At 70.3% G+C, this 12,346-nt stretch carries 10 protein-coding genes and 1 tRNA gene; 1 reads left to right on the top strand and 10 read right to left on the bottom strand.

What is annotated here, in order from left to right; translation table 11 throughout:
- Positions 1 to 15: 15 nt before the first annotated feature.
- The 6 genes from pgi to pcnB all read right to left on the bottom strand — a co-directional run bounded on the left by pgi (position 16) and on the right by pcnB (position 5,696).
- Positions 16 to 1,530: a glucose-6-phosphate isomerase gene (gene pgi / locus M3U25_RS05000; protein WP_355499524.1), complete on the bottom strand. Its 1,515-nt coding sequence runs from the start codon at positions 1,528 to 1,530 to the stop codon at positions 16 to 18.
- Positions 1,527 to 1,907 carry an aspartate 1-decarboxylase gene (gene panD / locus M3U25_RS04995; RefSeq protein WP_019798646.1) on the bottom strand — a complete coding sequence of 127 codons (381 nt, stop codon included), beginning with the start codon at positions 1,905 to 1,907 and terminating at the stop codon, positions 1,527 to 1,529. Before panD ends, pgi begins: the two co-directional genes overlap by 4 nt.
- A 178-nt stretch (positions 1,908 to 2,085) precedes the next feature.
- On the bottom strand, positions 2,086 to 2,925 hold the full coding sequence (gene panC, locus M3U25_RS04990; protein ID WP_355499529.1) for a pantoate--beta-alanine ligase: 840 nt from the start codon (positions 2,923 to 2,925) through the stop codon (positions 2,086 to 2,088).
- The gene (gene panB, locus M3U25_RS04985) at positions 2,922 to 3,740 is read right to left on the bottom strand and encodes a 3-methyl-2-oxobutanoate hydroxymethyltransferase (protein ID WP_355499532.1); all 819 of its coding nucleotides are present in this window, start codon (positions 3,738 to 3,740) and stop codon (positions 2,922 to 2,924) included. Before panB ends, panC begins: the two co-directional genes overlap by 4 nt.
- A gap of 31 nt (positions 3,741 to 3,771) precedes the next feature.
- On the bottom strand, positions 3,772 to 4,272 hold the full coding sequence (gene folK, locus M3U25_RS04980; protein ID WP_355499887.1) for a 2-amino-4-hydroxy-6-hydroxymethyldihydropteridine diphosphokinase: 501 nt from the start codon (positions 4,270 to 4,272) through the stop codon (positions 3,772 to 3,774).
- A 5-nt stretch (positions 4,273 to 4,277) separates the two neighbouring features.
- Positions 4,278 to 5,696: a polynucleotide adenylyltransferase PcnB gene (gene pcnB / locus M3U25_RS04975; RefSeq protein WP_355499890.1), complete on the bottom strand. Its 1,419-nt coding sequence runs from the start codon at positions 5,694 to 5,696 to the stop codon at positions 4,278 to 4,280.
- A gap of 30 nt (positions 5,697 to 5,726) precedes the next feature.
- On the opposite strand from pcnB, the gene M3U25_RS04970 reads away from it, so the two are divergent.
- Positions 5,727 to 5,801 (top strand) — tRNA-Glu (locus M3U25_RS04970).
- A gap of 249 nt (positions 5,802 to 6,050) precedes the next feature.
- On the opposite strand, the gene folE2 is transcribed toward M3U25_RS04970, so the two are convergent.
- The 4 genes from folE2 to xylB form a co-directional block, all read right to left on the bottom strand.
- Positions 6,051 to 6,980 (bottom strand): GTP cyclohydrolase FolE2, encoded by a 930-nt coding sequence (gene folE2 / locus M3U25_RS04965; protein WP_355499893.1) that lies wholly within the window; start codon positions 6,978 to 6,980, stop codon positions 6,051 to 6,053.
- A gap of 410 nt (positions 6,981 to 7,390) precedes the next feature.
- On the bottom strand, positions 7,391 to 8,818 hold the full coding sequence (locus tag M3U25_RS04960; protein ID WP_242080939.1) for a sugar porter family MFS transporter: 1,428 nt from the start codon (positions 8,816 to 8,818) through the stop codon (positions 7,391 to 7,393).
- Positions 8,819 to 8,909: 91 nt separating this feature from the next.
- Positions 8,910 to 10,250 (bottom strand): xylose isomerase, encoded by a 1,341-nt coding sequence (gene xylA, locus M3U25_RS04955; RefSeq protein ID WP_355499535.1) that lies wholly within the window; start codon positions 10,248 to 10,250, stop codon positions 8,910 to 8,912.
- A gap of 34 nt (positions 10,251 to 10,284) precedes the next feature.
- The gene (gene xylB / locus M3U25_RS04950) at positions 10,285 to 11,778 is read right to left on the bottom strand and encodes a xylulokinase (RefSeq protein WP_355499538.1); all 1,494 of its coding nucleotides are present in this window, start codon (positions 11,776 to 11,778) and stop codon (positions 10,285 to 10,287) included.
- Positions 11,779 to 12,346: the final 568 nt, after the last annotated feature.

Here is a 12,346-nt window from a genome sequence, read left to right as displayed (position 1 = left end):
GGGATGTGGACCCGCTCAGCCCTGCAACCGCGCCAACACCGCGCGCGTGACCGGGTCGGCGACCTCGGTGGACTGGCCCTGCAGCGCCGGCAGCAACTGGCTGGCCAGTTGCTTGCCCAGTTCGACGCCGAACTGGTCGAAGGCGTTGATGCCCCAGACCACCGACTGCACGTACACGCTGTGCTCGTACATCGCGATCAGCGCGCCCAGCGCCTGCGGGGTCAGCGCGTCGAGCAGGATCAGGGTGCTCGGGCGGCCGCCCGGGTAGTCGCGGGCCGGATCGTCGCTGCCCTGCCCGTTCGCCAGCGCCTCGGTCTGCGCCAGCAGGTTGGCCAGCAGCGCCTGGTGGTTGACCGTGTACGGGTCGTCGTTGCGGATGCAGCCGATGAAGTCGGCCGGCACGATGCTGGTGCCCTGGTGCAGCGCCTGGAAGAAGCTGTGCTGCACGTCGGTGCCGGCGCCGCCCCACCACACCGGCACGGTGTCGGCCTCGACCGGGCTGCCGTCCAGGCGCACGCGCTTGCCCAGGCTTTCCATCACCAGCTGCTGCAGGTAGGCCGGCAGCAGCGCCAGGCGCTGGTCGTAGGTCATCACCGCCTGCGTCGCGTAGCCGAGCAGGTTGCGGTTCCACAGCGTGGTCAGGCCGTGCAGCACGGCCACGTTGCGCTCCAGCGGCGCGGTCAGGACGTGTTCGTCGAACTGCGCGGCGCCTTCCAGCAACTGTTCGAAGGCGTCGGCGCCGATCGCCAGCGCGATCGGGAAGCCCACCGCCGACCACAGCGAGTAGCGGCCGCCGACCCAGTCCCACATCGGCAGCACGCGGCCGGCGGCGATGTCGAAGGCCTTGGCGGCGCGCTCGGGGTTGGCGCTGACCGCGTACAGGCGCTCGCTGCCGCCCAGCCAGTCGCGCAGGATCTGGCCGTTGAGCAGGGTTTCCTGGGTGCCGAAGGTCTTGGAGATCAGCACGCCGGCGGTGCGCGCCGGATCCAGCGTGGCCAGGGTGCGCTGCATCGCCGCGCCGTCCACGTTGGAGACGAAATGCACGCGGAAGCGCGCGCCAGCGACCGGACGCAGCGCGTCGGCGACCAGGCGCGGGCCGAGATCGGAGCCGCCGATGCCGACGCTGACGATGTCGGTGACCTCGGTCTGCGCCAGGGCGTCGATCAGCGCGCGCATGCGCTGCTGCACCTCGCGGGCGCTGGCGTGGGCCTGGCTGGCCACCGGCGCGCCGGTGAGGTCGCCGCGCAGCGCGGTGTGCAGCGCGGCGCGGCCTTCGGTGACGTTGACCGTCTCGCCACGGAACAGGCGCTGGAAGGCGCCGGCCAGGTCGTGCTCGGCGGCCAGCGCCAGCAGCGCGTCGAGCGCGGCGCGGTCGTACTTCTGCCGCGCGAAATTGAAGTACAGCGGTCCGACCTGCAGCGCCAACGTCTCGGCACGGCCGGGTTCGGCCGCCAGCAGGTCGGGAAGGCGCGCCCCGCGCAAGCGCTGGGCGTGGGAATGCAGTGCGTCGAAACCGGTGGACTGTGTCATGCGGCCTGCTTTGGGATGCTGTGGTTGGTATGGGTGATCTTGTTGTTGCCGTCCACGTAGACCAGGGTCGGCTGGAAGCGCGCGGCTTCCTCTTCGCTCATGCCGGCAAAGGCGGCGATGATGATCAGGTCGCCGACCTGCACGTGGCGCGCGGCGCCGCCGTTGAGCGAGATGATGCCGCTGCCCTCGTCGGCGCGGATCGCATAGGTGCTGAACCGCGCGCCGTTGGTGACGTCCCAGATGTGCACCTGCTCGAACTCGCGGATGCCGGTCGCGTCCAGCAGCAGCCCGTCGATGGCGATCGAGCCTTCGTAGTTCAGCTCGGAATGGGTGACGGTGGCGCGGTGGATCTTGGTCTTCAACAGGCTCAGTTGCATGGGGCGGACTGCGGTCAGGAAAGACGCGCAGTTTAGCAGCCGAGGGTTAGGTGGCGGTGGTGACCGGGCCGCCTCGCATCCAGCACCGCAGGAGCGGCTTCAGCCGCGACAGGCGTTCACGGGAAGCCCGGTCGCGGCTGAAGCCGCTCCTACGACACCGGCCCAGGGCCTGCCGCGCTCAGAATTCCAGGTTGTCGATCAGCCGGGTGCGGCCCAGGCGTGCGGCGATCAGCGCCACGCGCGGGCCGGTACCGTCCTGCGGCTCGCTCAGGTCGGGCGCACGCAGCACGCTGTAGTCGACCTCGAAGCCGGCCGCCTGCAACTGCGCGGTCGCGTCCGCCTCCACCTCGGCGCGCGGGCGCCCGGCCAGGTGACCGTCGCGCATCGCCCGCAGGGTGCGGTGGATCTGCGCCGCGCGCGGCCGCTCCTCGACCGACAGGTACTGGTTGCGCGAGCTCATCGCCAGGCCGTCGGCTTCGCGCACGATGCTGCCGCCCAGGATCTCGATCGGGAACGCCAGGTCGGCGACCATCTGCCGGATCACCGCCAGTTGCTGGTAGTCCTTCTTGCCGAACGCGGCCAGGTCCGGCTGCACCTGGTTGAACAGGCGTGCGACCACGGTACAGACGCCGTCGAAATGGCCGGGCCGGCAGGCGCCCTCCAGCACTTCGCTGACGCCGGGCGTGTGCATGCGCAGCGCCAGTTCCACGCCCAGCGGGTACATGCTCTCCACCGTCGGCAGCCACAGCACGTCGCAGCCGGCGCCTTCCAGGCCGCTGGTGTCGGCTTCCGGGGTGCGCGGGTAGCGGGTGAAATCCTCGTTCGGGCCGAACTGGGTCGGGTTGACGAACACGCTGGAGACCACGCGGTCGGCGTATTGCCGCGCCAGCATCACCAGCGAGAAATGCCCGGCATGCAGGTTGCCCATGGTCGGCACGAAGGCCACGCGCAGGCCCTGCCGCTTCCAGCCGGTGACGACGGCGCGCAGTCGCGCCAGGTCGGTGATGGTCTCGATCATTTGGCGTAGGCGTGTTCGGCGTCGGGGAAGGTGCCGGCGCGCACCGCGTCGGCGTAGGCGCGCGCGGCGCCGGCGATGGAACCGCCCTCGGCCAGGAAATCCTTGACGAAGCGCGGGCGGCGGTGGCCGCTGTCCAGGCCGAGGAAATCGTGCATCACCAGCACCTGGCCGTCGCACTCGGGGCCGGCACCGATGCCGATGGTGGGGATGTCGATCTCGGCGGTGATCCGCGCGGCCAGCGGCGACGGCACGCATTCCAGCACCAGCAGCGCGGCGCCGGCCGCGGCGACCGCCTTGGCGTCGGCGAGCAACCTGGCCGCGGCGGCTTCTTCGCGGCCCTGGATCTTGTAGCCGCCGAAGGTCAGCACCGACTGCGGGGTCAGGCCCAGGTGCGAGCACACCGGGATGTCGCGCTCGCTGAGGAAGCGGATCACCTCCAGCTTGTGCCCGGCGCCCTCCAGCTTGACCATCTCAGCACCGGCCTGCAGCAGCCGGGTCGACGCGTCCAGCGCGCGCTCGGGCGTGGCATCGGACTGGAACGGCAGGTCGGCCACCAGCAGCGCGCGCTGCAGCACCCGTGCCACCGCGGCGGTGTGGTAGACGATGTCGTCCACGGTCACCGGCAGGGTCGAGTCGTGGCCCTGCACCACCATGCCCAGCGAATCGCCGATCAGGATCAGGTCCACGCCGTTGGCATCGAACGCGCGCGCGAAACCGGCGTCGTAGGCGGTCAGCATCACCAGCTTCTGCTGGCGGCGCTTGGCCTCGGCCAGGGCGGGAACGGTCCAGGGCTTGCTGTCGGCGTGGCTGCTCATAAGCTCATGTGCTGCGGTAATGAGCCGAGCATTATCTACCGATTGGCACGATCCCGCCGGTTTCGATGCGGTCGCGTGCGTCACGCACCGTTCCATGCCCCGGAATGACCGCCTCCGCGGCGATCTCGGCCAGCGGCAGCAGCACGAAGGCACGCTGGTGCAGGAACGGATGCGGCACCTGCAGCCCCGGCAGTTCGATCATCGCCTCGGCGTACAGCAGCAGGTCCAGGTCCAGGGTGCGCGGACCCCAGCGTTCGCCGGGCTGGCGTTGGCGGCCGTGGCGCGCCTCCAGCTCGAGCAGGGCCTGCAGCAGGTCCGGCGCCGGCAGCGTGGTGGCGACCTGCGCCGCGGCGTTGATGAAGTCCGGCTGGTCCTCGCGGCCCCAGGCCGGGCTGCGATACAGCTGCGAGGCGCGCAGCAGGCGGGTCTGCGGCAGGGTGTCGAGCGCGGCCAGGGCCGCGCGCAGGGTCGCCGCGGCGTCGCCAAGGTTGCCGCCCAGGCCGATGCAGGCCTGGACCGGCGTCTCCGCCACGGTACTCACTCGACGGGCGCGGTGGCGTCCGGGCGGCGGCGCCGGCGCCGACGGCGCTTGGGGGTCTCCTCGCTGTCGGCCGGCGGCGCGAACGCCAGCTCGTCGCCGGCGTAGTCCACCTCCGGATCGAAGCCGCGCGGCGGCGGCGCATAGCCCGGCTGCTGCTGCAGCTCGCGCCAGTAGGCGATGTCGGCCGCATGCTCGTCGGAGGCCGACTGGCGCACGATCAGGAAGTCGAACGCGGCGCGGAAGCGCGGATGCGACAGCGTGCGCACCACCCGCTTCTTCTGGCGCGAGGTGAAGCGCGACTGCAGCAGCCAGATCTCCTGCATCGGCAGCGAGAAGCGCCGCGGCAGCGCCACCGTGCTCAGCTGGTGCAGGGTCACCCGGTCGGCGGCGCGGCGTTGCGCCTCCTCCATCTGCATGCCCTGCTTCTGCAGGGTCATCAGCGCGCGGCAGTAGGCCGGCCACAGCAGCAGCGCGAACAGGAACGCCGGCGACACCGGCTCGTCGTTGGCGACACGGTTGTCGGTGTTGCGCAGGCCCTCGATCAGCATCCGCCGCAATGCGCCGCTGCGGTTGGAGCGCAGCGCCGCCGCGCTCTCCGGGAACAGCGCGGCCAGCAGGCCGTGCCGTTCCAGGCCCTCGAAGCTGGCCACGCCGTGGCCGGACAGGAACAGCTTGAGCACTTCCTCGAACAGCCGCGCCGGCGCGGCCTCGGCCAGCAGTCCGGCCAGGCGCGGGATCGGCTCGGCGGTGCCGGCCTCGATCTCGAAATCGAGCTTGGCCGCCAGGCGCACCGCGCGCAGCATGCGCACCGGGTCCTCGCGGTAGCGCTGCTCGGGGTCGCCGATCAGCTTCATCAGCCGCGCCTGCACGTCCTCGAAGCCGCCGGTGTAGTCGCGCACCGAGAAGTCCTCGATGGCGTAATACAAGGCGTTGCAGGTGAAGTCGCGGCGCACCGCATCGTCCTCGATGCTGCCGTAGACGTTGTCGCGGACCAGGCGGCCGTTGTCCACCTCGCGGTCGCCGCTGCCGTCATCGACATTGGCGCGGAAGGTGGCGACCTCGATGATCTCGCGGCCGTAGACCACGTGCGCCAGGCGGAAGCGGCGGCCGATCAGGCGGCAGTTGCGGAACAGCTGCTTGACCTGCTCGGGGGTGGCGTCGGTGGCGACGTCGAAGTCCTTGGGCTGGACCTGGACCAGCAGGTCGCGGACCGCGCCGCCGACCAGGTACGCGCCGAAGCCGGCTTCGCGCAGCCGGTACAGCACGCGCAGGGCGTTGGGGCTGATGTCCTTGCGCGAGATGGGGTGCTGATCGCGCGGGATCGCGCGCAGGGTGAATGGCGATGGAACTGGCGGATTGATGATGGCGCTTCCGTATCGGGTTGCGGGATTGCCGAAGGGCGGCGAGACCCATATACTAGCGCGCTGCAATCGACGCGACCAAACGCTCCCTTCGTCTAGTGGTTAGGACGTGGCCCTCTCAAGGCTAAAACAGGGGTTCGAGTCCCCTAGGGAGCGCCATCCTCGCCTCGGCTGCAGCGCGACACAGCAAAAACCCCGCCTTGGCGGGGTTTTTTGCGTTTCGGGGAACTGCGGCATGGGCAGGACGGGGCGCAGGCGCCGGCCATCCTGGACCCGGCGCATCGCGGCTTGGCCCATCCCCGGCAAACGGCCGCGGTCGCCACGCCGCCCGGATGATCGCGGCCAGCCAGGCCGTCGCCACGAACCGCGCGGCCCGGTGGACGGCCAGCAAACGCCTGGCACCGGATCTCAGCGAACGGCCTCGGCCAACGCCCCCGCCGCCGACGCGGTCTCTGCCACCGCATCGTGCGCATGCAGGCTCTCCAGATGCCGCACCTGCACCTGCACGTCCGCGTAGTGCGCGCCCAGCGCCTGCTGCAGGCGCCGCGCAGCGTCCTCCACGTACATCAGATTCTCGCCGTTGCGGCGCGCGAACGCCTGTTCGTCGGCGCGGCGCACCGCCGCCTGCACCGGCGTGGCCAAAGCCTGCTCGGCCAGCGCGATCACGCCCTCGGCGTCGAAACGCACCGCGCGCGCCGACAGGCCGACCCGGACCGAGGCCACGCTGCGCTGGCTATGCGGGGTGGCATGGCTGCCGTGCCGGAGCAGCCAGTCCGCCACCGCCTCGCGCGGGACCGCGGCCTGGTCCTGGTGCTGCTGCACGAAAGCCTCGCTGAGCAGTTGCCGCGCAAGCGCCGCCGAGCATGGGCAGGTCGAGGAGTACAGCAACTCCACGCCCAACCCCAGGCGGACCACGCCGCCGCGCAGTTCGGCGTCGATCCGCAGCGGATACGCCCGCCATCCGGCCAGCCCCGGCGTGTGCAGCGCCGGGCTGCGCCGCAGCAGGTCCAGGCGCAGCGACACCCGCGCTGCGGTCGAGGCGCAGTCGGCATGGCTGTGCACCATCGCCCGCAGCAACTGCGACAGCCGCGACGGCGACAGCGGCTGCTGCGCGCTCTCGTCGAGGAGGCGGTACAGCCGCGACATATGAATGCCCTTGACCTGCGCTGACGGCAGGTCGACGGCGAGCGCGGCCTGCGCCGGCACGGGTGCCGCAGGCGCGCCCTCGCCCACCTCCAGGCACAGCGGCAGCGCGATGCCGTCCATGCCCACCCAGTTCAGGGGTGCGGCGATCTGCGAAGGTTCGTCGGCAGCGACATCGGGCAACGGCGAGGGGATCTGCAGGTTCATCGGATCGACTGGAGCGGCAAGGAGCAAGGGACGGCAAGCAAGCCGGAGTGACAATTGTTATAAAGTAACACAACAAGCGCACGCCGACGGGACCATCGATCGCACACCTCAGCCGTTGGGAGTGCCCGGCACCATCGCCGGGAGAACATCAATGAACGTCTATGGGCTGCGCGGACCTGCTCGCAAGGATTCGCCAGGACCCTCATCCGCCCCTGCGGGGCACCTTCTCCCGGTGGGAGAAGGGAGAGGCCAAAAGCCCCTCTCCCACCGGGAGAGGGGTTGGGGTGAGGGTACGGCGAGCGCAGCGCCCTCGCCGATCTGGGACTGCCTTCAGCCGCTCGCTGCAGGCACCTCGATCCGGACACGGCATGCACGCCGCGTGCGCGTGCGTATCGGCCTCAGCCCTGCATCTGTTCCAGTTCCTTGCCCTTGGTCTCGTACACGTAGCGCAGCACGAAGAACACCGACAGGAACGCGGCCACGGTGTAGATGCCGTAGGCGCCGGCCAGGCCGATGCTGCCGAGCAGGACCGGGAAGGTCACGGTGATGGCGAAGTTGGACATCCACTGCGCCGCACCGGCCACGGCCAGGCCGGAACCGCGGATCTGGTTGGGGAACATCTCGCCCAGCATCACCCACATCACCGGGCCCCAGGACATGTTGAAGAAGACCACGTAGACGTTGGCCGCGATCAGCGCCAGCCGGCCCATGCCCGGCGACAGCGCCAGCTTGCCCGCCGCATCCAGCGAGGCGCTGGCGAAGGCGATGGTGACCAGCGCCAGTGACACCGCCATGCCGGCCGAGCCGATCCACAGCAGCGGCTTGCGCCCGATCCGGTCGATCAGCACCACGGTGACCAGGCAGGCACCGATGCTCAGCGCGCCGGACAGCACGTTGATCAACAGCGCATCGCTCTCGGAGAAACCCACCGCCTGCCACAGCACCGCGCCGTAGTAGAACACCACGTTGATGCCGACCAGTTGCTGGAAGGTGGCCAGGCCGATGCCGATCCACACGATCGGGCGGACCTTGCCGGTGACCTTGCTGACCAGGTCGGACAGGCGCGGCTTGTGCTGGTCGGCCGACAGCGACCCGGAGATCTCGGTCAGCTTGGTCTGCGCGGCGCCGGCGCCGTACAGCCGGGTCAGCACCGCCAGCGCCTGCTCGCGACGGCCCTTCACCACCAGGAAGCGCGGGCTCTCCGGAATCGCCAGCAACAGCAGCAGGAACGCCGTGGACGGCACCGCCTGCATCCAGAACATCCAGCGCCAGGCCGGCTGGCCCAGCCACAGCGCCTCGGTGGACGCGCCGGCGGCCTTGGCCAGCAGGTAGTTGCTGAGGAAGGCGCAGAACAGGCCGCCGATGATGGCGATCTGCTGCACCGTGGCCAGGCGCCCGCGGTAGCGCGCCGAGGCGACCTCGGCGATGTAGGCCGGCGACATCACGCTGGCCGCGCCCACCGCGAAGCCGCCCATCATCCGCGCCAGCACGAACACCGCCGAGTTGTGCGCCGCGCCGGCGCCCAGCGCCGACAGCAGGAACAGTGCCGCCGACACGATCAGCACCGTGCGCCGGCCCCAGCGGTCGGCCAGCGAGCCGGCCAGGAACGCGCCGACCGCACAGCCCAGCAGCATCGACGCGACCTCGAAGCCGGTGCCGGCGGAACTGGACTGGAAGGCCTCCTTGAGGCCATCGACGGTGCCGTTGATGACGCCGCTGTCGAAGCCGAACAGGAAGCCGCCGATGGTGGCGACGCAGCTGATCAGGATGATGAGGCGGGTGTTCTCGCCGGCGTCGGCGTGGCGATCGATCGGAACACTGGACATGGATTCACCTGGTGGCGTGCAAGAGGGAGACGGCCGGCGCGCGGAAGCGGCGTGCGCAGCGACGGCACCGGGCCGCCGCTGCGCACCCGGTTCAGCGCAGCAGGTACTGGTTGATCAGGTTCTCGTAGGCTTCCTGGCGGCCGCTGCGCTGGGTCGGCTCGCCGGCCTGCGCGGCGTGCGCCACCAGGTCGGCCAGCGTGCTCTTGCCGGCGGCGAAGGCCGCACCGGCGCCGCCGTCGAAGCTGGCGTAGCGCTCGCGGCGCCACCGCTCCAGCGGCGAGGCGGTCAGCAGCGCATGGGCGACTTCCAGGCCGCGCGCGAACGCGTCCATGCCGCCGATGTGGGCGATGAACAGGTCCTGCGGATCGGACGACTCGCGGCGCACCTTGGCGTCGAAGTTGAGCCCGCCCGGGGCCAGCCCGCCCTGTCGCAGCACCACCAGCATCGCGCCCACCGTGTCGTACAGGTCGACCGGGAACTGGTCGGTGTCCCAGCCGTTCTGCGGATTGCCGCGGTTGGCATCGATGCTGCCGAGCAGGCCGGCGTCGCTGGCCACCTGCAGGTCGTGCTCGAAGCTGTGCCCGGACAGCGTGGCGTGGTTGGCCTCGATGTTGAGCTTGAAGTCCTGGTCCAGGCCATACTGGCGCAGGAAGCCGACCACGGTGGCGCTGTCGAAGTCGTACTGGTGCTTCATCGGCTCCATCGGCTTGGGCTCGATCAGGAAGTTGCCCTTGAAGCCGATGCTGCGGCCGTAGTCGCGGGCCAGGGTCAGGAACCGCGCCAGGTGCTCCTGTTCGCGCCGCATCTGCGTGTTGTGCAGGCAGGCGTAGCCTTCGCGGCCGCCCCAGAACACGTAGTTCTCGCCGCCCAGTTCGACGGTCGCGTCCAGCGCGGCCTTGACCTGCACCGCCGCACGCGCGACCACGTCGAAGTCCGGGTTGGTCGCCGCGCCATTCATGTAGCGCGGGTGCGAGAACAGGTTGGCGGTGCCCCACAGCAGCTTGACCCCGGTGTCGGCCTGGCGCTGCCTGGCGATGCCGACCATGTGCTTGAGGTTCTTCTCGTACTGGCCGATGTCCTCGGCGTCCGGCGCCAGGTCCACGTCGTGGAAGCAGTAGTACGGCACGCCGAGCTTGGTGAAGAACTCGAACGCCGCATCGGCCTTGGCCTCGGCGCGGCCCAGCGCATCGCTGCCGGCGTCCCAGGGATAGGCGCGGGTGCCCGGGCCGAACGGATCGGCGCCGTTGCCGCAGAAGCTGTGCCAGTAGGCCACGGCGAAGCGCAGGTGCTCGGCCATGGTCTTGTCGCCGATGCGCTTGCCGGCGTCGTAGACCTTGAACGCCAGCGGATTGTCCGAGGCCTTGCCCTCGAACGGAATGCGGCCGATGCCCGGGAAGTACGCCTTGGCGCCGGTGTAGACGGAAGTGCTCATCACGAAGTCCTGGTGCGTTGCGGGGGAAAGGAAATCACGCGGCGTACAGCGGGCCGATGGCCTGCAGATGCCGCTGGAACGTCTGGTAGTGCGCCTGGTACTGCGCGCCGCGCTGCGTATCCGGCTGCGCGGACCGCGCCGCATCGTCCTGCTGGTGCCGCAGCACCACCTCGGCCAGGCTGGCGCGCTCGCCCTGCGCCCAGCCATCGGCCCACAGCGCCTGCAGCGCGGCGCCGAACGCCGCGCCTTCGGCCTGTGCCGGCACCTGCACCGGCAGCCCGAACAGGTCGGCGATGAGCTGGCGCCAGCCGGCGCTGTTGCTGCCGCCGCCGGTGAGGGAGATGGCATCGAAGTGCAGGCCGGCGTCGACGAAGGCGTCGAAGCCGTTGCGCAGGCTGTAGCTAGCGCCCTCCATCGCCGCGCGATAGAAATGCGCCGGCGTGCTGTTGTGCAGGTCCATGCCGGTCACGCAACCGCGCGCGGCCGGCAGGTTGGGGGTGCGTTCGCCGTTGAAGAACGGCAGCAGCACCAGTCCGTCCGCCCCGGGCTCGGTGGCGGCGAGCAATGCCTCGCCCTGCCCGGTCTTGATGCCGAACAGGCGCGCGATGGTCTCGGTGGCCACCGTGCAGTTCATCGTGCAGATCAGCGGCAGCCAGCCGCCGCTGGAGGAGCAGAACGCGGCCCAGCGCGCGTCGGGATCCACCACCGGGCGCTCGGCGTAGGCGAACAGCGTGCCGGAGGTGCCCAGGCTCATGCTCAGGCGCCCCGGCACCACGTTGCCGGTGCCGATCGCCGCCATCATGTTGTCGCCGCCGCCGGTGGCCACGCGCACCTCGCGCGGCAGGCCCAGCGTCTGCGCCGCGGCGGCGGACAGGGCGAAGCTGGTCTCGGTCGGCACCAGCGGCGGCAGCGCCGCGGCCAGGTCGCGCTGCGGATCGATCGCCTGCAGCAGCGGCGCCGACCACTGGCGGGTGCGCACGTCCAGCCAACCGCTGCCGGAGGCATCGCCGACCTCGGCGTAGCGCTCGCCGGTGAGCCAGAAATTGACGTAGTCGTGCGGCAGCAGCACCGAGGTCATCGCGGCATAGGCATCGGGGCGATGCTTGCGCGTCCACGGCAGCTTGGAGGCGGTGTAGCCGGCCAGGATCGGGTTGCCGGCCAGTTCCACGCAGCGCTGCGCGCCGCCGACCGCGTCCATGATCTCCTCGCACTCGCGCTGCGTGCTGGTGTCGCACCACAGCTTCACCGGCGCGGTGACGTGGCCCTGCGCGTCCAGCGGCACGAAGCCGTGCTGCTGCCCGGACACCGCGATCGCCCGCACCTGCGCCCGCTGCGCGGCGCTCAACGCGGCGAAGCATGCAACGATGCCGTCGATCCACCACTGCGCCTCTTGCTCGCGGGTGCCGTCGTCGCGGCTGATCAGTTCCAGCGCATGGCCGTGGGTGGCCACCACCTGCCGAGTGTCGGCATCGTAGGCGAGCAGCTTGACGCTCTGCGTGCCCACGTCCAGACCGATGTACAGACTCATTGCCCTACTCGCCACATCGTGCACACACCCAGTTCCATCGTCGCTCCAGGAGAAAGGCCGGCGTGCGGGGACCACCCGCCATGACGCCGAGTGTAGTGCGCACTGCATGCATCACGTAGCGGTGCATGATGACGGCGTGCGTCGCGCCAGGCCAGACTGTGCCATCGTGCGCCGCATGTATGAGGTGCGCGCGGTGCGTCATAGGTCATGCCGCACGCGTTGCAGTCGCAATACGGACTTCGGATGGGGCCGTCCGCCATGCACGCACAGGTTGTGGGGGTTGCAGCAGATGTGTCGATGCGCATCCACATGCCCCCGTTTTGATGCACTGCATCAAGCACACGCGCAAGCCGTGCGCAGTTGCGCCGGACCGCATTCGCTTCATCCCTTCTCCCACGGGACGATGGCCGCTTTTCGGGACAAGGTGCCCCGCCCGAAACGGATGAGGGTGCGGCGTAGCCCGCGCCCTGTGACGATCTGCGCTGATGTCGGCACGAGGGCTGCGCTCCGTACCCTCACCCCAACCCCTCTCCCGAGGGGAGAGGGGCTGAAGCGCGCTGCGGCTCTT

This window comes from Xanthomonas sp. PPL134, assembly GCF_040595915.1.
Classification (GTDB): Bacteria; Pseudomonadota; Gammaproteobacteria; order Xanthomonadales; family Xanthomonadaceae; genus Xanthomonas_A; species Xanthomonas_A indica.
Note: the sequence above shows the minus strand (reverse complement) of the source record. Positions and strands in the feature narration are given on the sequence as shown.

Coding starts and splice junctions, on each gene's coding strand:
- xylA (WP_355499535.1), bottom strand. CDS start 10,250: ATGAGCACTTCCGTCTACACCGGCGCCAAGGCGTACTTCCCGGGCATC.
- M3U25_RS04960 (WP_242080939.1), bottom strand. CDS start 8,818: ATGTCCAGTGTTCCGATCGATCGCCACGCCGACGCCGGCGAGAACACC.
- pgi (WP_355499524.1), bottom strand. CDS start 1,530: ATGACACAGTCCACCGGTTTCGACGCACTGCATTCCCACGCCCAGCGC.
- panB (WP_355499532.1), bottom strand. CDS start 3,740: ATGAGCAGCCACGCCGACAGCAAGCCCTGGACCGTTCCCGCCCTGGCC.
- panD (WP_019798646.1), bottom strand. CDS start 1,907: ATGCAACTGAGCCTGTTGAAGACCAAGATCCACCGCGCCACCGTCACC.
- xylB (WP_355499538.1), bottom strand. CDS start 11,778: ATGAGTCTGTACATCGGTCTGGACGTGGGCACGCAGAGCGTCAAGCTG.
- panC (WP_355499529.1), bottom strand. CDS start 2,925: ATGATCGAGACCATCACCGACCTGGCGCGACTGCGCGCCGTCGTCACC.